This is a genomic window from Gemmatimonas sp. (assembly GCF_046594945.1).
Classification (GTDB): domain Bacteria; phylum Gemmatimonadota; class Gemmatimonadetes; order Gemmatimonadales; family Gemmatimonadaceae; genus Gemmatimonas.
In genome coordinates this window covers 1-21811 of sequence record NZ_JBKJRB010000151.1, presented here as the reverse complement: position 1 = coordinate 21811, position 21811 = coordinate 1, and the positions used below count along the sequence as shown (strand labels likewise).

Sequence of the window (21811 nt, the reverse complement as noted above, 5' to 3'; positions counted from 1 at the left end):
TGAGGTCGGCCGTTAGCTTTCGGCATGCCACCGAACGACGTCGCGCCACGTCTCAATCTCTACAGCCTCACCCGCACCGCGCTGCAGCAGCAGCTCGTGCACTGGGACATCAAGCCCGTGCACGCCGCGCGGCTCTGGAAATATCTGTACATCGAGCTCGTGTCATCGCTGGACGAGATGCCGGAGCTGTTGCCCAAGCTGGCCGAACGACTGCGGGCAGAGGCCACACTTGGTGTGCTCCCCACGGCACTGGAAACCGCGTCCAGCGATGGATTCACGCGCAAGTATCTGTTGTCGCTCCCCGACGCTGAGCGGATCGAGACGGTGCTGATGCGGTTCTCCGGTCGCGTGACGGCCTGCGTGAGTTCGCAGGTGGGTTGTGCCATGGGGTGTGTGTTTTGTGCGACGGGGCAAATGGGCTATACGCGTCATCTCACGCCGGGCGAGATCGTGGCGCAGGTGGTGCACGTGGCGCGTGTGCTGCGCCACGAGGCGCCGACGGGAGCGACCAAGGGGACCACGCGCGCCACGCGACATGCGCTCGGTACGCGCCTGCGCAACGTGGTCCTGATGGGGATGGGTGAGCCGCTCCACAACTACGATGCGGTCATGCACGCCGTCGATATCATGCTCGACCAGAGTGGGCCATCGCTGGCGGCGGAGCGCATTACGCTCAGCACGGTTGGGGTGGTGCCAGGCATCCTTCGGCTGGCCGCTGAGCAACGCCCGATTCATTTGGCCGTCTCGCTGCACGCGGCCACGCAGGCCGAGCGCGCCGCGCTGGTGCCGGCGGCGCGCAAGTGGCCGCTCGATGAACTCATGGCGGCGTGCCGCACGTATAGCGAGATCACAGGGCGCCGCATTTTCTACGAGTGGACGCTTATTGAGGGGAAGAACGACAGCGAGGAACAGGCGCGCGCGGTGGGCGAACTGCTGCGCGGACTTCCCGCGCATGTCAATCTCATTCCACTCAACCCCACCGTCGGCTACGGCGGTGCGCCTACGCACAGCGATGCGGGCAACCGCTTTCGAGAGATTCTGCAACAAGAGTTCGCGTTGCCGAGTACGATGCGGCAGCGGCGCGGGATCGATATCGCGGCCGGGTGTGGGCAGCTGGCGGTCGTCGCGCGGTGATCGGATAGCCGATTGATGCCGTCGTAACGCTGGTTGCGGGATCGTGGTACGCGCGGGCCTCGGCAGGGTTGCCGTCCAGCGTGCATAGATGGCATCGTGGTCCGTACCGGTGCGGTCGCTTGCGCGGACCGGCGGGTGTGACGTATCCTCCTACCACTGGAGGTATCCATGCCAAAAGCTAAAGTTGCCGTGACGCTCGATACGTTGACGCTCCGTCGCGTAGATCGGCTGGTTCGTGACGATCGGTATCCCAACCGCAGTCAGGCGATCGAAGCCGCGATCGACGCGCAGTTGGACCGCCTCGAGCACCGCCGACTCATCGAGGAGTGCGCCAAGCTCGACCCCGCCGAAGAGCGCGCGCTGGCGGAAGAAGGCCTCGCCGCGGATCTCGCCGAATGGCCAGAATACTAAGAGGCGAGATCCGCTGGGCGGAACTCAACCCGAATCGTGGCAACGAGCAGGCGGGCCTCCGGCCAGTCCTGATTCTCAGTGCCGACGTGTTCAACGCGCGTTCGGGGACCGTCATCGCCGTCGCACTTTCCAGCCAACCGCAGCGCGCCGGGTTCCCCCTGACGCTCGAGTTGGCGAGCCCGAAGCTCGCGAAGCGCTCGTGGGTCAAGATCAGCCAGATTCGCACGCTTGCCACCGAACGCATCGGAAAGCGGCTTGCACGTGCGACCCCCGAGGAAATTGCCCAGGTGCTGGAAGGTCTGAACGAGATTCTCGGCGCTTAGCGGAGGGCTGCACCCGAACACTGGACACCATGACACGCACGCCGATCGTCGCCTGTTTCTGTCTGATCGCGACCACCACGCCTCTGGCGGCGCAGTCCCGCGGCGCGAGATCCGCAACACAGCCGGATCCACAACAGCAGGCAGTAGATGCGCTGTTCGCCGCGTTTCAGTCACCGGGTTCTCCCGGCTGCGCGGTCAGCTCTCGCTTGATGCGAACGTGCGCGACTTCGCACCCGGTAGCAAACATCTCTACAGCAACACCGGCTACGCCCTACTCTCGCTCATCGTCCGCAAGGTGGCGGGTCTCTCGCTCCGGGAGTTTGCGGCGAAAGAATTGTTCGCACCGCTCGGGATGACGGGCACCGTGTTTCGCGACCATCACACCACGCCCGTGCCTCGGCGCGCCACGGCCTACGAACCACTCGCGAGTGGTGGGTTCCGCACGCGCCTGCCGGGGTTCGATGTGGTCGGCGACGGTGGGCTGTTCACCACTGCAGAGGACTTGGCGAAATGGAATCCAACGGCACTTGACGGCGCACTGAAAACGCCAGGACTCTCGGCGCTGATGATCACGCCTGGGCGTCTCGCCTCGGGAGACACTCTCATCTACGCCACGGGACTGTATTTCGATACCTATCGCGGACTCCCGATCGTTCGGCATGGTGGTACATACGCCGGCTATCGCGCCGAATTCGCCGTCGTTCCGTCGGCCGATATGACCATCACGATTCTGTGCAATATCAGAACGGCCGAACCGTACGTTCTCAAGAATCGCATTATCGATGTGTATCTCGGCGATCGACTCGCAACGCCGACTCCCGCGGCCGCAGCGGCCCCACTCAGTGTTCCGAGGCAGCCCGCAGGTCCAAGTCTCCTGAAGGTGGTCGGAGATCTCCCCGGCATATACTTCTCCGAGGAGCTCGATGTCCGATGGACCATCCTGCGAGGAGCCACCGGTGGCATCGCACTGCAGCGTCTGAGTCTGCCGCCGATGGCACTGGCCGCTCGTGACACCGCGGGCACCCGCTTCACGGTGATCGGCGCCCCGCCCGAGGTGCGATTCGAACGCGATGCATCCGGCAACGTGACGGGCTTCATCCTCGATACTGGCGATATCACCGGCATCCAGTTCGTGAAGCTGAAGTAGCCGACTGTTTTGCGTTGCGCGAAACGGGCCCCGTTCACCATCTCATCTGCCCCACGTGTTGCTCATCTACGGCGCCAACGGGTACACCGGCCAACTGATCGTCGAGGAATGCATGCGCCGCGGATTACGGCCCGTGCTCGCCGGGCGTCGGGCTGAGTCGCTCGCCCCGCTCGCCACGAAGCACGGCCTCGACGTGCGCATTGCATCTCTCGATGATGCGGCGGCACTCGGCGCGATGCTGGCTGGCATCACGGTGGTCGTGCATGCGGCCGGTCCGTTCTTTCGCACCAGCGCTCAGATGGTGCGCGCTTGTCTCGCGGCGCAGGTGCACTACCTCGACATCACCGGCGAAATCGCCGTGTTCGAAGCCTGTCGTGCGCGGCATGATGACGCGAAGCAGGCGGGCATCGTGGTCATGCCGGGCGTCGGGTTCGACGTGGTGCCGACGGACTGTCTCGCGGCGCGATTAGCCGAACGGCTCCCGGGTGCACAGCTTCTCGAGCTGGCGTTCGCCGGCGGTGGCGGTTTCAGTCGCGGGACGCTGAAAACGATGGTGCTCGGCTCCCCACAGGGCGGCGCCATCCGGAAAGACGGGCGCATCACGACAGTGCCGGCCGGATGGAAGACGCAGTCGATTCCGTTCCGCGACCGTCGGCGCGCCGCGGTCACGATTCCGTGGGGTGACGTGTCCACCGGGTACTGGACCACGAAAATTCCGAACATCCACACCTATCTGGCGATGCCGCCGAGCGCCGTGCGGATGATGGGCCTGACGAAGCTCGTGAGCCCGTTGCTCTCGATACCGTTCGTGCAGCGGTTGGTGGAATCGCAGATCGACCAGCGGGTGAGGGGCCCAAGTGCGGAGGTGCGCGCGAGTGCACGGATGCACCTGTGGGGGCGCGTGACGCAGGCGGATGGCCGAACGGTTGAAGGCACCGCGGAAACACCGGAAGGGTACCGGCTGACGGCCATGGCGGCGGTGGAGAGTGCGCGTCGTGTGCTAACCGCCGCCCCGCCCGCCGGCTACCACACGCCGTCATCCGCCTTCGGCGCAGGGTTCCTCGAGTCGCTTCCGGAGTGCACCGTGGTACTTGGCGCGTGACTCCGTTCTCGCCCCGCGGGGCGGAGGTATCGCATGCGTGACAAGGTCGTGCTGATCACCGGGCCGGCGCGTGGCATTGGCGCTTCAGTGGCCAAACGGCTCGTGCAGCAGGGTGCGCGGGTGGCGCTGGTTGGCTTGGAAGCGGAGCGACTGCAGGCGCTGGCTCACGAACTGGGCGCGGCCGCCACCTGGCACCGTGCCGACGTTACGGATCAGGTCGCGCTCGACGCGGCGGTCGCGACCGCCGTGGCGCATTTCGGGCGACTGGATGTGGTGATCACGAACGCCGGGATCGCGAACATGGGCACGGTGTCGATGGTGGATGTCGAGACGATGGCGCGCGTGATCGACGTGAACGTCATCGGCACGATGCGCACCATCAAGGCGGCACTGCCGCACATTCTGGCCAGCAAGGGCTATGTGCTGATCGTGTCATCGGCGGCAGCCTTCACGGCGATGCCGGGGATGTCGGCGTATGCAGCGTCGAAGGCGGCGGTGGAACAGCTGGCGAACGTGTTGCGATTAGAGATGCTGCCGCATGGCGTGAGCGTTGGCAGCGCGCACATGTCGTGGGTGGACACCGACATGGTGCGCGACGTGCAGCACGATCTCTCCAGCTTCCGGCGCACGCTGGCGAGGTTGCCCGGGCCGTTTGGCGTGGTCACGTCGCTCGAGGCGTGCACGACCGCCTTCGTGAACGCCTGCGAGACGCGCGCGCGGAAAGTGTTCGTGCCGGGAAGCTTGGGCGTGGCGTCGGCCCTGCGTCAACTGCTCAATAGCGCGTTCATGCAGACGCTCACGACGCCGCAGATGGCGCCCATGATGAAGGACTCGGAGGCGGAAATGCTCGCGATTGGCCGTGCGTTTGGTGCCACTAGCGTGGGCATGGGGGAGCGGGACGACGACGCACGATAGGGCGGGTACTGTTTTTTCAACATCGACCCTGTCAGGGCAGACTTACGACGAGGATCGTTTCGCCGTAGCGTTTGAGAGACGCGGGGCACGAGGGTGCACCCGCCCAGGCGATCCTCTGGAGGTATGTACCGTGAGCACGTTCGATCGACTTCTTGTTGTGGCGACACTACTGGCCGCGCGCGTCGCACCGCTGTCCGCGCAGGCGGTGAGCGAGATCAAGTACGAGGCCAACGCGTCGCCGCTGGTATTGCCACCATCGTTGCATTTCGGCGAAGTGACCGGCATCGATGTCGACCAGCGTCGCCACGTGTACGTGTTCACGCGTACGGGTGCGCGCAGCAGTGTGCACGACGGCGTCGCGTCGCAGCTGTTCGAGTTCGGCCCCGACGGAAAATTCATTCGTGAGATCGGCAAGGATCTCTATGGCTTTTCGTTTGCGCACACGGTGCGCGTCGATCCACAGGGCAATGTGTGGACCAGCGACGAAGGCACGAACATGATCGTGAAGTTCAACAACGCGGGCCGTGTGCTGATGGTGCTTGGCCGACGTGACGAAGCGGTCGAAGAGCGAGCCCCGCACGTGCCCGGTGCGCCCGAGCCGGCACCACGCTGGGGCGGATTCAATCGTCCGACCGACGTGGCGTGGGACAACGATGGCAACGCGTTCATTGCCGACGGCTACAACAACTCACGCGTGGTAAAAGTCGATAAGAATGGGCGTTGGATCAAAACGTGGGGTGAACGCGGCAAGGAGCCGGGCCAGTTCAACATCCTGCACACCATCGCGAACGACGCCAAGGGAAACATCTACGTTGGTGACCGCACCAATCGTCGCATTCAGGTATTCGACCCGAATGGCGCCCTGCTGCGGGTCATGACGATCGATGTGCCCTACACCAAAGACGTGAACGTCATGCTCGGCGCACAGCCGCGAGCCGGTACGAGCGCACTCGCCACGTCAGGGGCACCGTGGGCCATCTGCATCACCAAAGGTCCGACACAGTACCTCTACAGCGCTGATGCGGTCCCCGGTCGCATCTACAAGCTCACGCTCGATGGCAAAGTGCTCGGCGTGATGGGCGACGCGGGCAAAGGCGTCGGTGAGTTCGGGTGGATTCACCAAATCGCCTGTCCGTCAGAGAACGAACTGTGGGTCGGCGAGATTCTCAACTGGCGTGTGCAGAAGCTCACGCTTCGTCCGACGCAAGGGCAGCGATAGTGCGGTCGTAGCGCTTTCGGTTGGATCGTGGCAGGACGGTGTGCGATGGTCGCGGCGGCGGGCGCGCGCCTGTTCATGTGTGCGTCTCGATACATGTTGTGGCCTGGCGCGCTCGATCGGCGCGTGTGGTACCGGCCCCTCGGCGTCGGAATTCGCGTGCATGCTGCCGACCGCTGATGCTGCTGCAACACGCAGGCGTCGCAATTTCGCTGTGCCACGTGACGTGTTGAGGTTGAGGGTGGTTGTTTCTCTTACTGGACGTCCATCCTCAGCCACGGAGGCGCATGCTACCCATTCGTCGCGCTGCTCTTCTCGGTGCCTGTGCGGCAGTCAGTTTGGCGCTGGCGAGTTGTGGCAAGGACGTGCTCGAGCCGATGAGTTCCGTACAGATCGACGTGCGGGCAAGCGAGTTCGTTCGCACTCCTACGGGCGCCGCCACTATTCCGTTCGTCCTGAAGAACCTCAGCGACCGATCGGTCGGTATCCCACAGTGTGGGCCCTCCATCTCTGTCGAGGTTGACCGTCTCGAGCGGATTCGGTGGGTCGGCTACTCCAGCACCTACTGTGTCGCCATCGCGCTCATCGGTCCGGTAGCGCTGGTGCGAGGGGCCGAGCGCGCGGGCGCGACCGGTATCAGCGAGGCGGGGACCTACCGCATTCGGCTCGAGGTCGATGGGCACACGCATACGTCGCCCACGTTCGTGGTAAGGTAGGCGCGTCGCATGCGGTGCCTCATGATGGCCGAACGGCTACGACACCGCCAAGTATTGAGGTGGCTGAACACGTCGGAGCGAGTCTGCAGCGATCAATCGTAGATCTTCGCTTGAATTTCCACAGGCCTGCGTGGAGGAGGTACCGAGTGCGAGCGACAACCTGGGTGATGTGTGTAGTTTTGGCGACGTTGGTTGGTTGTGCCAGCGATCCGCTGCGCATCACGCGCCCGCAGGAACTTCCGCTCGCTGACGAACCTGCGTCGGCCGAGCGCGCCACGCGCCGGGTCGCGACGCTGCACTTTTATACCGATACGACGATCATCGAATTTCCCGCCGTGGTGCGGGCGGGAATACCGGCGACGGTTTTCGTGACGACGTATGGCGGCGGCTGTGTTGCCGAGGACACGATGGTGGTCACGGTGGTTGGCCTGCAAGCGGACATCGTGCCTTACCAGCGCGTCGCGGCGATCGGTCCGCGCACCGTGTGCACCTTGGAACTACGCGTCACTCGCCGGCCGGCAGTTGTCACCTTCGCGACGGCTGGTGTGGTGACGCTGCAGGTCACGGGGCGCCGGCAACCGGACGATGTGCTGTTCACAAGGCGGCGCACCTTTCGGGTCGAGTGATACGGATGCTGCGGGATGAAAGACCTCGTACGGTGCGTTGCTGACGAAGCGGTTGGACGTATTGACCACGCATCGCACGTCCACCACGAGGTCGAGCGCGAAGTCCGGGAATCCCTTCGGTATCGGCGCCGCGTGCCTCTCTCGCCGATCGTACGCGACATCGGGAGCCCGCACCGTATCGGCGCGTCAGCGCCGCGTCAGGCCTTGTCAAGGATGCCTTAATGTGTTTACGCCGAGTCGCATCAACTGTCGCGATCGCCCTCGTTGCCGTCGCTCCACTGGCCGCGGCGCTTCCGGCCCGCGTCAGCACGGTCGAAGTTGCCGCGATACCGGTCGAGCCCAACGATCAGCGTCCGACATATCGACATGGAGATCGAGAGTGTGACGTGGCGCCGGGACGCGAGAAAGAGCCAGCTCGACATGTCGATTCAACTGCGCGGGCTTGCTGATCGCGCGCTGAGCGACACTACCGTGGGGGAACTCAAGGGGTTCATGCCGCGCCCCCCACTCGTACTGGCCCCAGGCGCGACGCCCGAGGTGTAATTCACGCCGTCAACTCCGGCCACCTCGTGCTACTACGCGAACGTCGTGATTGATACGGTAGCGCCGCCTCGCGGTGCCCCCACGGGTGGACTCGATGGCGCCTTCATCGTGGACGCCGCCAATACGGTCGTTGATCCCGCTGAACGGATGTTCATGATCACGGTGGGGCTCAACCTCTCGCTCAACGGTTTGGAATGGCCGTGCACGGAGCTGCTGCACTACGCCGAAGGTGAAACCGTGCGCTGGCGGGTGATCAACATCAGCGGTGACCACCACCCCATGCACCTGCACGGTTTCTACTTCACCGTGAAGGCTCGTGGGGACACTCAGCGCGACACTGCCATTCGTGCGCCGCAGCCGCTGTCGGTAACCGAAGACATGCTCCCCCGGTACACTTGCAAGGCGCCCCCCCCCTGACTCGGCGGCGGTTGCTGCAACCCACGAGGTGGCCGACATGTCCGGCGGCATGCCGCGGGACATGCCGCGGGACATGCGATGGCTGAACTCATCATGGGCATCACGGTTTCCCCGCGGACCGCGGCGGCGAAGGCACTGCCCGCCAACACCCGTCGAATCGATTTGTGAACCGGCACGCAGCCGCGGCGGTTCGGCAACGACGCGGGGTACGGCTTCGTGCTGCAGCGCGGCTCCGAGCGTCCGGCGCCCGATTCGATCGTGGTGCCGAGTACGCCGCTGGTGCTCACGCGCGGCGAGCCGACGCGTATCGTGGTGCACAATAGCCTACCCATTCCACTGTCGGTGCATTGGCACGGCATGGAGCTCGACAGCTCCTACGACGGCGTTGGACACGGGAGTGGTGTCCAGGGCCATACACGATCACCGATAGTGCCGGGTGACTCTGATGAGTGTATTCATGACACCGCCGCGCAGCGGATCGTTCATGTATCACATTCATGGTGGACCGCACGCCGAATTACAGCAAGGGCTCTATGGCGCGCGGCTCGTGATAAAGAAGGGTGAGCGGCTGCCTGCCACAACCGAGCGCTTCGAACTGGGTACCACCTACCGGTTGCGCTTCCTGCACATCAGCACCACCGACGTAAAAACGGTGCGACTGCTCAAGAACGGGAAGCCGGTGCAGTGGCGCCCCCTAGCCCGCGATGGCGCGACACTGCCTACGCACATGCGCACCGCAGTCGAAGCGTCACTGCGCACGGACGTTGGGCAAACGGTCGATATGCAGTGGATGCCGACTGCTCCGGGCATCTACGTACTCGAGGTCGCGACCGCGTACCTCGGTACGCCAGGGCCGCCAATTCAACGTGTGGCGTTCGGCGTCGGAGCGGTGTCCGATGACGCGCTCCGGATCGCGACGACCGGAACGGCACGTTTGCTTGACGATCCTTCGAGCGAGATGCTGCAGACGCTGGTCGGCACCTACGGCGACCGGCGTACGGAGATCGTGAGCGTATGGAATAGCACGGCGGGTCTCAAGATCAGTCGGACAGTCGCGAACGTGGAGTCGCCGCCGGTCGCGCTGATGCCGCTGGCGAACGGTACGTTCGTGCCGTTTACCACCGAGCGTGGTCTGATGAGGGAAGTCGTGCCGCTGGTGCCGTATCGCTTCGACGGCACCTCGATCACGGTAGGCTCAGACGGCAGCGCACGGCGCGCGACGCGTCTCGTGAACTATACCCCCGATGCGGCGACGCTCGTGCGCTACGCCGGTCGTTACCGCGGGCTGACGTTGATGCTGAATGACGGCATACTCACCGTCCGCGTCGACGGCGGAACAACGGCGCGGCGCCAGCATCTGCGAAGTTTGCCGACGAGACGGGCGAGTCGGAGATCGACCTGTCGCGTGCTTCGGGAGTCGGCGCGCGCTGGCCCATCGCCATCGCTGACCATTGCGCGCCGAATCGCGTAGTCAGGTCGCCGGCTTCACTCCGGTCCGCGACCACTGTACGAGATCGTGGAAGGCTGACACCACGTCGCTGAATGGATAGGTGCAATGGTATTCGGAGGGCAGTGTACGCTGCAGGAGGAACTGTGTGCTCCCTGCGCTCGTGGCCGCGGCCAGGTATGCCGCTTGATTGAACGCCGGCACGTTCGGATCGAATGACCCAGACAACATCAACATTGGCCGCTTCAGTTTGCCTGACGGGGTGTAGTTGTTGTTCATCCCGTTCAGTGTGCTCGGCAATGCACGGTACCGGGCGATGCCCGCGTTGATCGTCTGCAACTCTGACGCAGGCAGGGTCGCGCTTGTGTACTGCGTGGACGCGTTGTCGAAATACGGGTTCCCGTTCGGGACCAACGAGCCGAGAAAGAACTGGTTGAGGCCGAGTGCGAAATAAATGCCTCTGACCTGGTGGTCAAAATCGATTCCCGGAACCGGCGTCTGCGTGATCGCGATGATCTTCGAGACAGGACTCCGATTGTCATACATGGCATTGACCGCGGGCAGGGCGATGTCAGTGAACCAGTCCACGCCTGGAGGGAGCGCGGCAGCGTTGCCCGGCAGCACGCCAGGATAGTAGTAGTCGAAGAGGGCCCAAACATTCGCGTCGTAGTCCGCCTGACGCCGAGTGCCCCCGGCAACAGAGCAGATTGGCAGCGAACCTGCGTACTGGGTCGGATAGTCCTCAGCGAGCTTGATTGCGATGAGTCCACCCATCGATTGGCCGGCGACGAACGTGGTGGTCGGTTGTCCAAACTTCGAGGTGAACAACCCATTCAGTTGGTGGGTGCGCTGAGCGCCGTCCTTGATATTCCACCCGCTTTCCGAAAAGCTCGAAAACGCGACGGCCACCCCTTCCTGAGTCAGCGCGTTGACAAAGCGTTCGCCGACGATCGGGAGGGCGACCGGGTCTTCGGCACCCGTCGAGCCGTGGGCATACACCAACAGCGTGCCATTCCAGTTGGCTGGCTTGACCATCTTGTAGAGCGAACCAGGTCCAGTCGAACCTTCGATCACTACGTTGCTGCCGAGCGAGGCACTCACCTCGAGCTGCGGCCCGACCATTGTGGCAGGGGCAACGCCTTGCTCGCTGCAGGCGGCAAACAAAGCGATCGCAACGATACATGCGGAAAATCGAACGTTCACTTTGATCTTGTGGTTTTTGGTTGGACACCGCTAGCCGGCGGTGTGATTCATTGGTGTTCGGATAAAGGTAGCACGGTCGTAGGCGTCATTTCCCCTTTGCGAGGTCCTATGTTCTACTCACGGCCCACCGTGTTGCGCGGTGCTTCGGCATTCGCGCTGGCTATCACGCTACTGGCACCTCGCGTGCTCGTTGCGCAGTCGGTCGCCGTACCCGCCGCACCGTCGATCGCCACCGACCCCGATGTCCTCGGCGCCGAGCGACTTTTCTCGGCGTGGATGGAAGGACAAATCGCCTATCGCGGTCTGCCCGGCATTGCCGTTGGCGTGGTGTACGATCAACAGCTGGTGTGGGCCACGGGATTCGGTTTCGCCGACGTCGCCAACAAGGTCGCGATGACGCCGCAGACCAAGTTCCGCATGGCGTCGCACAGCAAGATGTTCGCGGCGATCGCGATCATGCAGCTGCGTGAAGAGGGCAAGCTGCGCCTCGACGATCCCGTTCAGAAATACTTGCCGTGGTTTACCGCGAAGCCTGCCGGAGATGACGACGGGCCGATCACCATCGAGCAACTGCTCTCGCACGTGTCGGGGTTGCAACGCGAGGCCGGTGACCATTGGTCGACGAATGAGTTTCCCACTGAAAGTGAGATCAAGAAACTCTACGCCGACCGTCAGGCCGCGTTCGCGCCGAGTGTGCGGTGGAAGTACTCGAACCTGGCGTTCGCGGTGGCGGGGTTGGTGGTCGAGCAGATCACCGGTCAGAAGTGGGCCGACTACGTGGCCACAAACATGTTCACGCCGCTCGGTATGACCGAGTCGAGTGTGGACAAGACGGTGCCCGGTCTCACTGTGCCGTATGGGCGCCGCATGCCCGACGGCACGCGCGCCATCATTCCGTTCATCGATGCCCGCGGTATGGCGGCGGCCACCGGTGTCACGTCGAACGTGACAGATATGGCGAAGTTCGTGTCGGCACAGTTTCGCCGCGGACCACGCGGTGGCGCGCAGATCGTGAGCAGTGGCTCGTGGCGCGAGATGCATCGCGCGCGCGCGGTGGATGAGACGTGGGTGAGCGGCACGGGGCTCGGCTTCGACATTCGCCGCATCAACGACCGCTCGTGGGTGGGGCATGGTGGAGGCTATCTCGGCAACACTACGCAGACGTTCTTCCAGCTGGACGACAAGGTGGGGGTGATTGTGCTGACGAACACGAATGACTCAAACGTGGGCGACATCGCGCGACAGCTAATCGTCACGGTCGGTGCCGCGGTGGCGAAGGCCGGCGCGCCGAAGCCGGTGGTGGTGGCATGGGACGCGTCGTGGTCGCGCTTCGCCGGTCTGTATCGCGGCGCTTGGAGCGACGCGCAGGTGGTGCTCCTGAACCAGAAGCTGGTGCTTATCACGCCGAACGGTGCGAATGTGGACACGCCGGTGACACTGGAGCCGCTGGGTGGCGGACGCTTCCGCTATACCGCACGCACGGGGGGCGCCGAAGTGGGCGAGGTGGTGCGATTCGTCGAGGAGAATGGCCGGGTCAGGCGGATCATTACGGGCGACGGGTTTTTCGATCGCGTGCCGTCGAAGTGAGCGCGTCGCGTGAGGCATGAACATCGGATCGTGCTGGGAACGTCAACTCTTGGGGAGTGAGCAGTGAGTATTCATGTGGTACTGGTGCACCCGGAGATTCATTGGAACACGGGGAACGCGGGGCGCACGTGTCTGGCGTCGGGCGCTACGCTGCATCTGATCGAACCGCTGGGCTTCTCGCTCGATGATGCGCAGGTGAAGCGCGCCGGGCTCGACTACTGGGAGCACGTGGACGTGCGCGTGTGGCCCAGCTGGGAAGCGTTCGAGCGCGAATTGCCGCGGTTCGGGGCGCCGTTTTTTTTCGAGACCAACGCGACGCAGCTATTCTGGGATGTGCCGCTCGCGCCGGCGGAGGGAACGGTGCTGGTGTTCGGGCGCGAAACGGGTGGATTGCCGCTGGCGCTGCGTGAGCGGTATGCAGATCGGATCGTGGCGTTGCCGATGACGTCGGAGCGGGTGCGATCGCTGAATTTGTCGACGTCGGTGGCGGTGGCGGTGTATGAGGTGCTGCGGCAACGGCGGCTCGTTTCTTGACTCCTCCCTCCCGATAGGTTGGGTATTCTCGCAAGGGGGGGCTGCCAGTGGCAGCGCCCCTTTCTTTTTAGCGGACGTGATATCGGCACCGGTAGATCGTTCGTTACCAAACTGTTGCGGGTTTGTCGCCATAATCTTGACGGTTTCGTTACATATCTCGACTATAGCACCCGACTTGAGTAGTTCATCCTCCAACGCATGTCACAGCTTCGCAATCTGTCGTTGAGCACGCTGCTGCTCTGTACTGCCCTGTCGTCAGCACTCACCGCGCAAAGCACGCCGGCGCGCCCTGTCGCGACGCCGTGGTACGAGAAGATCCGAATCCGTGGCTACGGTCAGGTGCGCTACAACCGGCTGCTTGAGACGAACCGGGAGTTGAACTGCGAGCAGTGCGACCGCAGTCTTGGGAATAATGGCGGATTCTTCATCCGTCGAGCCCGCATCATCTTTCAGGGGCAGGTGCACCAACGGGTGTACATCTATTTGCAGCCCGACTTGGTGAGCTCGGCCGGCACCACGGGCCACGTGGCGCAGCTGCGCGACTGGTACGCCGACGTGGGGCTCGATGCCAAGAACGAGTTCCGCATTCGGTTCGGGCAGAGCAAGGTGCCGTACAGCTTCGAGAACATGCAGAGCAGTCAGAATCGACTGCCGCTCGATCGCGCCGACCCGACGAACAGCGCGAACGCGAACGAGCGTGATCTCGGCGCCTATTTCATGTGGGCGCCCAAGAAGATCCGCGACCGCTTCTCGAGTCTGGTGAACGACGGGTACAAGGGCAGTGGCGACTATGGTGTGTTGGCGGTCGGCGCATTCAACGGGCAGACGGCGAACCGGGCAGAAGCCAACAACAACCAGCACCTGGTGGCGCGACTCACGTACCCGTTTGCGGTGAAGTCGCAGATCATCGAGCCGTCGATCGCTGCGTACAGTGGACGTTACGTCGTGACCGCCGATCAGCGAAGTACTGGCGTGAAGGGGCGCGCCGATTGGAACTACGCCGACCAGCGTGTGCTGGGTACACTGTCCATCGCTCCCAAGCCATTCGGTTTGCTCGCCGAGTACAATGTGGGTCGCGGTCCGGAGTACAATCCGGCAAGCGATAGTATTGAAACGCGTTCACTCCGCGGCGGCTTCGCAACTGGTTCGTATCTGCTGAAACGTAGAGGACAGATGTTTCTGCCATTCGCGCGATATCAGGTGTACGAAGGCGGGAAGAAGCACGAGCGCGATGCGCGCAGCTACTCCGTGAACGACATCGAAGTGGGGATCGAGTGGCAGCCGAATCCAGCGTTTGAGTTGGTGACCGAGTGGTACCATGGTGATCGTCGATTCGAGGACAAGCTGAAGCCGCAGAACGAGCAGCGCGGGAGCACGTTGCGGGTGCAGGCGCAGTTCAACTTCTAACACGCGAGCGACTACCGGCCGATTACCGGTTGGCGGTGTCGTCGTGCGTCAGTCGCCGAATGGCGCGCATGCCATCGTATCCGATGTCGAGACTGTGTGCGTTCACGTACAGCGCGATGTGCTGCGCACACACCTCGTCGGACAGTTCCTGCGCGTTGGCGCGGACGTACTCGCGGCTTGCCTCGGGATGATCGAAGGCATACTGCACCGACGCGCGAATAGCGCGCTCCACTTCGGTCGCCGTATCGGCGGCGAGGTCAGCGCGGGCACAGATACCCGCGAGCGGTACTGGCAAATTCGTCTCCTGCTCCCACCAGTCGCCGAGATCGACGGCTTTGTGCAGCCCGTGATCGGCGTACGTGAACCGGCTTTCGTGAATGATGAGCCCCGCCTTTACCTCGCGACTGCTTACGGCCTGCAGAATGCGGTCGTAACGCATCTCAACCGCCTGCTCCAGCGACGGGGCGGCCAGGCGCAGCAAGCGATACGCCGTGGTTTCGCGTCCTGGAATCGCCACGACGCCACTCACGGCCTCGGCCAGTGACATGGGCGTGCGCGTGACGACGAGCGGTCCCACGCCGTGGCCGAGTGCGGCCCCGCTGCGCAGCAGCGTGTAGCGATCGCCGACTGCTGCGAAGGCGCCCACACTGAGCTTGGTGAGATCAAACTCGCCGTGATGCGCACGACGATTGAGCTCCTCGATATCGAGCAACACCGGCGCAATCCGGATGGATGTGTCGATGAGTCCGAACGTGAGCGCGTGAAACGCGAACGTGTCGTTGGGGCAGGGCGAGTAGCCGAAGGTCAGTTCACGCATCGTGCTGCCCATTCGTCAGGCTCGCGGCAATGGCGCGCACAAGCTGTGGCGTCGCGGCCGTGATGGCGGCGAAGGCGGCGTCGAAATGCCAGCGCGCGCGGTCGGCCTCTTCGATCTCGTTTGAAATCGCGCGCACCTCAATGGCCGGAATGCCGGCGCGCTGTGCCGCGCGGAGCACGCCGAATCCCTCCATGGCTTCCACGTCGCAATGGATGGTGCCGCCGACGCGGGCGCTGGTGCCGATTGATAGCGTGGGCGCGTCAGGGAGTACGCGTTGCACCGCGAGCAGTAACGCAGGTGAGGCCGGCACGGTATGTGGTGCCCACTCCGCGGGTACGTTGATATCGCCGTAGCGCGCGTCGCTGCCGATCACGAGCGATGCCGGCGCGAAGGCGCGACTACGCCGCGCGCCGGCGATGCCGACGTGCAGAATCGCGGCTGGCCTGAGTTCGGCGATGGCCGCTGCGGTCGCGGCGGCCGCTTCTACGGGTCCCACACCGCACAGCAGCGTAAGCCAGCCGTTGGCCGTCGCGAGTTCGCGCCCGGTGGCCGCCACTACCAGTATTCGCGCGACTTCGCTCATGCCAGCCTCATGGCATGAAGTGTAAGGCGCTGCGGCTTAGTCCACGAGTTCGCCGCCCCAAGTGGCGGGATCGACATCGGCGATCGTTTGGGTGAGCGTCCAGGCGTGTCCGGCCGGGTCGCGCACCGACGCTTGACGCTCGCCAAAGGGGAAATCGGCCGGTGGGGTGAGCCCGGTAAAACCCAGCGCGAGGGCGCGCTCGTACGCCGCGTTGACGTCGGGTACGCGCACCATGAGCACCGCCGGCGGACGTCCGCCGGTGGCGGGCGTGGCGGCCGCGTCCCAGGCGGCGACGACCACGGCGCCATTGCCGACGGTGAGTTGTACGCGATGTGGTCCGGTGTCATCCGCAACGCGCAGGCGTTCGCGCGCGCCGAGTACCGCCCGTAACCACGTCACCGCGGCGTCGACGTCCGGATAGCTTCGCACGGGGATGAACGTGGCGTCGGGCAGCGAGCGGTTGCTGCTCAGCGCACTGGCCGATGGCTCGACTGAGCCAAGCGCCTGCAGCGCGGCGTCCTGATGGGCGAGGATCAACGGCCACGCTTTCTCGTGCGCGTCGCGCGATTCTCGTGTGACAAAGCCCTCGTGTGTGAGCGAGACCTGCGTGAAGTCGCCCGCGATCGCATCGAGATGCACGGTGAGCACGGTCTCGGCGCCTTCCGTGCCGCCTACGCCGGTGACCCAGTTGAGCGACACCAGGGCGGTCGGTTCGAGTCGCAGAAAGCGCCCGTAGTGCGGATGCCGTATCAGATCGCGTCCGTCGTCGAAGCGTTGCGCGACGGCAAAAAAGAACGGCTCGCCGACGGCGGCCCGCACGCGGGCGGAGTCGGGCTCGGCGAACCACGTACCCCAGCCTGTGGTCCAGGCGCGATACAGCGCGGTGGCGGGGAGTGGCGAGGTACGGGCGATGGTGAGGTCGTACATCAGTAACCGCGGGCCAAGCCAAAGCCGCGAGGCTCGCTCACGCCGTCCCACCCCTTTCCGTCACCACGCCGCATGATGCTGTGCATCCACGCGAGGCTTCCCCACGGCGATGGCTTGACCGCGTGCCCGAGCGGCGCCATCATCGCGGCCGCCGTGTCGGCCCATGCGCCGCGCTCCACAATGAGCGAGTCGGGCACGTCCTGATGATGAAACTGGGGCGCGGTCATGGCCTCATCCAGTGGACGGTGGTAGTCGAGCACACTCACGATGAGGTGGGCGACCGCTGTGATGATGTAGGCACCGCCGGCGGCGCCCGTCACCAGCACCGGAGCACCGGCCGAGTCCAGCACGATCGTCGGCGTCATGCTCGACAGCATGCGCTTCCCCGGCGCGATCGCGTTCGCTTCGCCCTGTACGAGACCCATTTGATTCACGGCACCGACCGCAGTTGTGAAGTCGTCCATCTCGTTGTTCAGGAGAAACTGCGCGTCGGGAACGGTGAAGCCGGAGCCGTAGGAATTATTGATGGTCGTGGTGATCGACACCGCGTTGCCCTTGGCATCAACCACGGAGAAGTGCGTGGTATGGCGTTTTTCCCGTGCGGCTGCTTGCGGCGAACCCGTTGTCGCCATCGCACCGATTTCCGCGCGTAGTGCTGCTGCCGTATCCTTGCTGAGAAATGACGCGACCGGAATTTTCACGAACGCGGGATCACCGAGCAGTGTGTTGCGGCGAACGAAGGCACGACGCTCGGCTTCGGCCAGCAGATGAATCGCCTGCGGCGTGCGCCAGCCAGGCGCTGGGAGATCCATCCCCTCGAGAATGCCGAGAATGAGCCCGAGTGTCAGTCCACCTGACGACACCGGCGGCATCGAGACGATCCGATGACCATGGTAGGTGAACTCGATCGGCGCACGCCAGATGGCGCGGTACGACGCGAGGTCGTGTTGCGAGATGATCCCGCCGCCCGACTTCATGGCCGCGACGATGAGGTTGGCAGTCTCACCCTTGTAGAAACCGTCTCGACCGTTCTCGGCGATACGCTGCAGGGTGGCCGCGAGTCCGGGAGCGCGCCAGCGGCTGCCGACTGTGCGCGCGTGACCGCCCGCCAGAAAGAGCTGCGCACTGGTGGAGTCGCAAGCCAGTCGTGACGCCGTGCCCTCGCCGTCTTCGATGAATGCGCTGTCGACCACGAAGCCGGAGTCGGCGAGGGCCACGGCGGTGCGCAGCAGATCCCGCCACGGTAGCGTGCCGTATTTCCGGTGTGCTTCGAACAGGCCAGCCACCGAGCCGGGGACGCCGGCCGCGAGGGCCCCATTCACGGAGCGGTCGGTGAGTTTTCCTGCGCTGTCGAGATACATGTCGCGTGACGCCGCGCCGGGCGCGGCCTCGCGAAAGTCGAGTGCGACGTTCGATCCATTGATGCGCGCGACCATGAACCCGCCGCCACCGAGATTGCCGGCGGACGGATACGTGACGGCCAACGTCATGGCCACGGCGACGGCGGCGTCGATCGCATTTCCACCGCGTCGCAGCACGCTGAGTCCGGCATCCGTGGCAAATGGAGAAGCGCTCGAGATCATCGCCGAATCGCCGGTCGCTGTCTTCGCTGTGCGCGGAGCGGGTACCGTTAAGGGTGCGGCGGGCTGACGTTCGGCTGGACGTTCGGATGTGCTGCACGCGAAGAGGGCGGGTAGCACCCAGGGGCAGAGAGCGAGTAGGCGCATAAATGGGAAATAGGCGACGCGGCACGGGCGTTCAACAATGAAACGGCCACATTAGGATATTTTGCGGCGGCGTGTCGGTAGGCGACAGCCCGCAACACAATAAATCATTCAGGGGTATGCTTCGGCTCTCATTGCGCTCGGATTCACGGAGTGTCAAATCTGCGGGAGCACGTTGACCGAAACCGATGATATTCTGGGGTTCTTGGATTGGGTCGACTTGACGTACCCACAACGCGCTGACGCGCCGGTACCTCGTCGATGCTTCGTATCCCGGGAGCATCGCGTGGAGTTCGGTTACGCGTTCAATGCAACGAATCCGCGTGAGCGCTTGGGCGAAGACGGAGGGTATATCCCACGTTCCCGAAAGTAGGCGCCCATCGCAATGAATGACGAGAATGCCGAACGCGCTAGCCTCGCATTATCGTTCATCATGGATCGCAACGAACCCTGCCCGTGTGGCTCCGGCCGCAAATACAAGAAGTGTCACGGCGCAGCCGTGCCCCCCGAAGCCGCCGCCCTTGCCCCCGACGCGCGCGCCGAATGGCTACGCGGCGACACGGTGTTGCAGCGGCAGAAGCGGGTGGGGCAGGAGTTGCTCGACTGGGCCGAGCGCAAGTTGGGCGCCGACTGGGTGGACCCAGCGCTCGACGCGTGGGGCGTGAGTGAGGAGGACGATATCAACGAGGCGGTGGCCGACCTGTTCACCGCGTGGTCACTCTTCAACTACACGTCGGCGAAGCTTGCGAAGCCGATCGCCGCGGCCTGGCTTGACGATGCCATGGGTCGCAAGGCCGATGAGGACACGCGCCGCCTCGCGACCGCCGCGCTGTCGTCACCCCTCGGGCTGTGGGAAGTGGAGACCGTCGAAGCCGGCGTGGGCACCACGCTCACCGATCGACTCAGCGACACCACCTGTTTCGTGCACGAGCCGGATCTCACGCACGACCTTGGACCTGGCGAGTTCATTCTTGCCTACGTGATCGAGACCGACGGGGTGCGTGTATTCTCGGGCCTTCACGCCGACTCGTTGTTGCTGATGGACGGCAAGACGTTACTCGCGAGCGTATTCACGGACGCCGGCGTGAGCGCGCCGCCGATTCCGCGCGAGCAGCAGACCGACCCGGCGTGGCAGATCCGACTCGCGCGGCGTTGGACGGACACGGCGGATGCGGCGTATGGCGATGACGACGAGTATGACGAGGAACCCGAGAGCGAACGATAGGGTGAGCGTGCGGCGTTAGCGTGCGGCGTTAGCGTGCGGCGTGAGCGTGCGGCGTTAACGTGCGGCGTTAGCGGACCGTGCGATTCGCTTTGGTGGCGTTGCTGATCTGCAGGTCGTAGCCGTCGGGCGTGGTGCGGTGATAGTGCGTGTACTTGGCGACAGTGGTTGAAAGCCGCCGCGGATCACGACACCGCCCACACGGCTGCTGTCGAGCACGGCCTGCGTGCCGTCGTCGCTGTGCAGTGCCCCGCTCATGAGCGCCGAAAAGTAGGCCGTTTCGCGCTTGTAGTCGGTGGCTTGCATGGCAGAGCGATCGAGAGCACGTGGTTTCCAGCCCGTGGGGGCGAAGGTCGCTTTGCCGGCCGACGTATCGAAGGTTGGTGTGGCGGCGCGAGCACCGCTGCCGCGGCCGTGTGAGCTGGCGTTCCTCGTTGGGACTGAGAATGCGGCGAAGGGGGGATCCGGCTGACGAAGATCGGGTGACATGACAACTCCGAGCTCGGGGAGCCGGCCGTGGTGACGCGTTGTGAGGACCAAGGCGGCAGACAGGCGGTTACGCGGCGGCGGATACAGCGTTGCATGGTGGAGGATGGCGAACGGCCGGACCCTGTTGAGTGTGCTGCATGACCGGATCGTCGCGAAGCATTACAGCGGGCGAACGGAGGAGGCGTATGCGCACTGGGTGCGGCGGTACGTGCGGTTTCACGGGCGCCGGCATCCGCGCGAGATGGGCACGGTACAGGTGCGCGACTTCCTGACGCATTTGGCGCGCGACGAGCAGGTGAGCGCGAGCACGCAGAACCAGGCGCTGGCGGCGCTGTTGTTTCTGTACCGCGAAGTGTTGGCGATGCCGATCTCGGGCGAGATGCAGCATTTGCACGCCAAGCGGCCCGTGCGGCTCCCGGTGGTGATGACGCGGGACGAAACGCAGCGCGTGTTGCAGGCGATGCGCGGGACGACGCGCCTGATGGCGTCGCTGATGTACGGTAGTGGGATGCGGGTGATGGAGTGCTGTACGCTGCGTGTGAAGGATGTGGACCTGTCGCGCGGCGAGATTGTGATCCGATCGGGGAAGGGTCAGAAGGATCGCGTGACCGTGTTGCCGCAGCGCCTGCTGCCAGCGTTGCGGGTGCATCTTCAGCGCATGGCGGCGCAGCACGCGGCCGACGTGACCGCTGGCGGCGGGTACGTGGCGCTCCCTGATGCGTTACGCCGCAAGCTTGGCGACCGTGCGGCGCGGGACTGGCCGTGGCAGTGGATCTTTCCGGCCACGCGGAGCCACCGTGACGCTGCAACCGGCGAGCGTCGGCGACATCATTTACACGAAAGCGTGCTGCAGCGTGAGGTCACGAACGCCGTGCGCGAGGCGCAGATCGGCAAGCGGGCCACGAGTCATACCTTCCGGCATAGCTTCGCCACCCACCTGTTGGCGTCGGGGTCGGACATTCGCACGATTCAGGAACTGCTGGGGCACAAGGACGTGCGGACGACGATGATGTACTTGCACGTGATGAATCGGGGCGGGCTTGGGGTACGGAGTCCGTTGGATGGGCTGGGGTGAAGGGCGAGTAGGGAGTAGGGAGTAGGGAGTAGGGAGTAGGGAGCAGGGAGGGCGGAGCAGGGAGGGCGTCGTGTGCCGCGTTGTTATGCGTCGGAGGCTATCGAGGCGTTGCGCGTTAGATCGGTCGAGCTAACGCCGCGGCCGGTGCTGGCGGCTGGGACGACGCGTGGGGTTTGAGCATGCCGGACGACTTGCGGTGTGGCGTGCCGAGTGGGAGAATGGGGGAGTGCTCATGTTAGATTGTAG

The 21811-nt window shown here is 64.3% G+C and carries 25 protein-coding genes; 18 read left to right on the top strand and 7 right to left on the bottom strand.

Annotation, left to right across the window (positions count from 1 at the left end; translation table 11 throughout):
- Window positions 1-24 precede the first annotated feature (24 nt).
- From rlmN to ACLL97_RS17910, 9 genes are all read left to right on the top strand, one after another.
- The gene (gene rlmN, locus ACLL97_RS17950; RefSeq protein WP_411281849.1) at window positions 25-1134 is read left to right on the top strand and encodes a 23S rRNA (adenine(2503)-C(2))-methyltransferase RlmN; all 1110 of its coding nucleotides are present in this window, start codon (window positions 25-27) and stop codon (window positions 1132-1134) included.
- Window positions 1135-1302: 168 nt separating this feature from the next.
- Window positions 1303-1545 (top strand): ribbon-helix-helix domain-containing protein, encoded by a 243-nt coding sequence (locus ACLL97_RS17945; RefSeq protein ID WP_411281848.1) that lies wholly within the window; start codon window positions 1303-1305, stop codon window positions 1543-1545.
- Window positions 1530-1868, top strand: a complete 339-nt coding sequence (locus ACLL97_RS17940) for a type II toxin-antitoxin system PemK/MazF family toxin (RefSeq protein ID WP_411281847.1) — start codon at window positions 1530-1532, stop codon at window positions 1866-1868. Before ACLL97_RS17945 ends, ACLL97_RS17940 begins: the two co-directional genes overlap by 16 nt.
- A 217-nt stretch (window positions 1869-2085) precedes the next feature.
- Window positions 2086-3015, top strand: coding sequence for a serine hydrolase domain-containing protein (locus ACLL97_RS17935; protein WP_411281846.1), 930 nt, complete (start codon window positions 2086-2088; stop codon window positions 3013-3015).
- Between the two features lie 55 nt (window positions 3016-3070).
- Window positions 3071-4117 carry a saccharopine dehydrogenase family protein gene (locus tag ACLL97_RS17930; RefSeq protein WP_411281845.1) on the top strand — a complete coding sequence of 349 codons (1047 nt, stop codon included), beginning with the start codon at window positions 3071-3073 and terminating at the stop codon, window positions 4115-4117.
- Between the two features lie 33 nt (window positions 4118-4150).
- On the top strand, window positions 4151-5032 hold the full coding sequence (locus ACLL97_RS17925) for an SDR family oxidoreductase (RefSeq protein ID WP_411281844.1): 882 nt from the start codon (window positions 4151-4153) through the stop codon (window positions 5030-5032).
- A 130-nt stretch (window positions 5033-5162) separates the two neighbouring features.
- Window positions 5163-6251, top strand: a complete 1089-nt coding sequence (locus ACLL97_RS17920; protein WP_411281843.1) for a peptidyl-alpha-hydroxyglycine alpha-amidating lyase family protein — start codon at window positions 5163-5165, stop codon at window positions 6249-6251.
- Between the two features lie 284 nt (window positions 6252-6535).
- Window positions 6536-6964 (top strand): hypothetical protein, encoded by a 429-nt coding sequence (locus ACLL97_RS17915; RefSeq protein ID WP_411281842.1) that lies wholly within the window; start codon window positions 6536-6538, stop codon window positions 6962-6964.
- 146 nt (window positions 6965-7110) lie between these two features.
- Entirely contained in the window at window positions 7111-7590 is a 480-nt protein-coding gene (locus ACLL97_RS17910; RefSeq protein WP_411281841.1) for a hypothetical protein, read from the top strand.
- 242 nt (window positions 7591-7832) lie between these two features.
- Here ACLL97_RS17910 and ACLL97_RS17905 read toward each other — a convergent pair whose 3' ends face one another.
- Window positions 7833-7958, bottom strand: coding sequence for a hypothetical protein (locus ACLL97_RS17905; protein WP_411281840.1), 126 nt, complete (start codon window positions 7956-7958; stop codon window positions 7833-7835).
- Here ACLL97_RS17905 and ACLL97_RS17900 point away from each other — a divergent pair.
- The 4 genes from ACLL97_RS17900 (at window position 7957) to ACLL97_RS17885 (ending at window position 10021) form a co-directional block, all read left to right on the top strand.
- Window positions 7957-8133 carry a hypothetical protein gene (locus ACLL97_RS17900; RefSeq protein WP_411281839.1) on the top strand — a complete coding sequence of 59 codons (177 nt, stop codon included), beginning with the start codon at window positions 7957-7959 and terminating at the stop codon, window positions 8131-8133. The genes ACLL97_RS17905 and ACLL97_RS17900 overlap by 2 nt on opposite strands.
- A 45-nt stretch (window positions 8134-8178) precedes the next feature.
- Window positions 8179-8550 (top strand): multicopper oxidase domain-containing protein, encoded by a 372-nt coding sequence (locus tag ACLL97_RS17895; protein WP_411281838.1) that lies wholly within the window; start codon window positions 8179-8181, stop codon window positions 8548-8550.
- A 216-nt stretch (window positions 8551-8766) separates the two neighbouring features.
- Window positions 8767-9114, top strand: coding sequence for a multicopper oxidase domain-containing protein (locus ACLL97_RS17890; RefSeq protein WP_411281837.1), 348 nt, complete (start codon window positions 8767-8769; stop codon window positions 9112-9114).
- Window positions 9008-10021, top strand: coding sequence for a hypothetical protein (locus ACLL97_RS17885; protein WP_411281866.1), 1014 nt, complete (start codon window positions 9008-9010; stop codon window positions 10019-10021). The genes ACLL97_RS17890 and ACLL97_RS17885 overlap by 107 nt, the downstream gene beginning before the upstream one ends.
- Here ACLL97_RS17885 and ACLL97_RS17880 read toward each other — a convergent pair whose 3' ends face one another.
- Window positions 10022-11119: an alpha/beta hydrolase-fold protein gene (locus ACLL97_RS17880; RefSeq protein WP_411281836.1), complete on the bottom strand. Its 1098-nt coding sequence runs from the start codon at window positions 11117-11119 to the stop codon at window positions 10022-10024. It abuts the gene before it with no gap.
- 189 nt (window positions 11120-11308) lie between these two features.
- Between ACLL97_RS17880 and ACLL97_RS17875 the strand changes: the two genes are divergently transcribed.
- From ACLL97_RS17875 to ACLL97_RS17865, 3 genes are all read left to right on the top strand, one after another.
- Window positions 11309-12787 carry a serine hydrolase domain-containing protein gene (locus tag ACLL97_RS17875; RefSeq protein ID WP_411281835.1) on the top strand — a complete coding sequence of 493 codons (1479 nt, stop codon included), beginning with the start codon at window positions 11309-11311 and terminating at the stop codon, window positions 12785-12787.
- A gap of 63 nt (window positions 12788-12850) precedes the next feature.
- The gene (locus ACLL97_RS17870; protein WP_411281834.1) at window positions 12851-13321 is read left to right on the top strand and encodes a tRNA (cytidine(34)-2'-O)-methyltransferase; all 471 of its coding nucleotides are present in this window, start codon (window positions 12851-12853) and stop codon (window positions 13319-13321) included.
- Between the two features lie 198 nt (window positions 13322-13519).
- Window positions 13520-14728 carry a porin gene (locus ACLL97_RS17865; protein WP_411281833.1) on the top strand — a complete coding sequence of 403 codons (1209 nt, stop codon included), beginning with the start codon at window positions 13520-13522 and terminating at the stop codon, window positions 14726-14728.
- A gap of 22 nt (window positions 14729-14750) precedes the next feature.
- On the opposite strand, the gene ACLL97_RS17860 is transcribed toward ACLL97_RS17865, so the two are convergent.
- Genes ACLL97_RS17860 through ggt form a run of 4 tightly spaced genes read right to left on the bottom strand, consistent with a single transcriptional unit; the run spans window position 14751 to window position 18638 of the window.
- Window positions 14751-15545 carry a 1,4-dihydroxy-6-naphthoate synthase gene (locus ACLL97_RS17860; RefSeq protein WP_411281864.1) on the bottom strand — a complete coding sequence of 265 codons (795 nt, stop codon included), beginning with the start codon at window positions 15543-15545 and terminating at the stop codon, window positions 14751-14753.
- Complete coding sequence (locus tag ACLL97_RS17855; RefSeq protein ID WP_411281832.1) at window positions 15538-16128, bottom strand: hypothetical protein; 591 nt, start codon at window positions 16126-16128, stop codon at window positions 15538-15540. The genes ACLL97_RS17860 and ACLL97_RS17855 overlap by 8 nt, the downstream gene beginning before the upstream one ends.
- A gap of 36 nt (window positions 16129-16164) precedes the next feature.
- Entirely contained in the window at window positions 16165-17055 is an 891-nt protein-coding gene (locus ACLL97_RS17850; RefSeq protein ID WP_411281831.1) for an SRPBCC domain-containing protein, read from the bottom strand.
- A complete protein-coding gene (ggt, locus tag ACLL97_RS17845; protein WP_411281830.1) occupies window positions 17055-18638 on the bottom strand; it encodes a gamma-glutamyltransferase in 1584 nt (527 codons plus the stop codon). The genes ACLL97_RS17850 and ggt overlap by 1 nt, the downstream gene beginning before the upstream one ends.
- A gap of 574 nt (window positions 18639-19212) precedes the next feature.
- On the opposite strand from ggt, the gene ACLL97_RS17840 reads away from it, so the two are divergent.
- Window positions 19213-20004, top strand: a complete 792-nt coding sequence (locus tag ACLL97_RS17840) for an SEC-C domain-containing protein (RefSeq protein WP_411281829.1) — start codon at window positions 19213-19215, stop codon at window positions 20002-20004.
- A gap of 54 nt (window positions 20005-20058) precedes the next feature.
- Here ACLL97_RS17840 and ACLL97_RS17835 read toward each other — a convergent pair whose 3' ends face one another.
- The gene (locus tag ACLL97_RS17835; RefSeq protein WP_411281828.1) at window positions 20059-20490 is read right to left on the bottom strand and encodes a hypothetical protein; all 432 of its coding nucleotides are present in this window, start codon (window positions 20488-20490) and stop codon (window positions 20059-20061) included.
- Between the two features lie 103 nt (window positions 20491-20593).
- Here ACLL97_RS17835 and ACLL97_RS17830 point away from each other — a divergent pair, with 103 nt between their 5' ends.
- Window positions 20594-21565, top strand: a complete 972-nt coding sequence (locus ACLL97_RS17830) for an integron integrase (RefSeq protein ID WP_411281827.1) — start codon at window positions 20594-20596, stop codon at window positions 21563-21565.
- Window positions 21566-21811 lie beyond the last annotated feature (246 nt).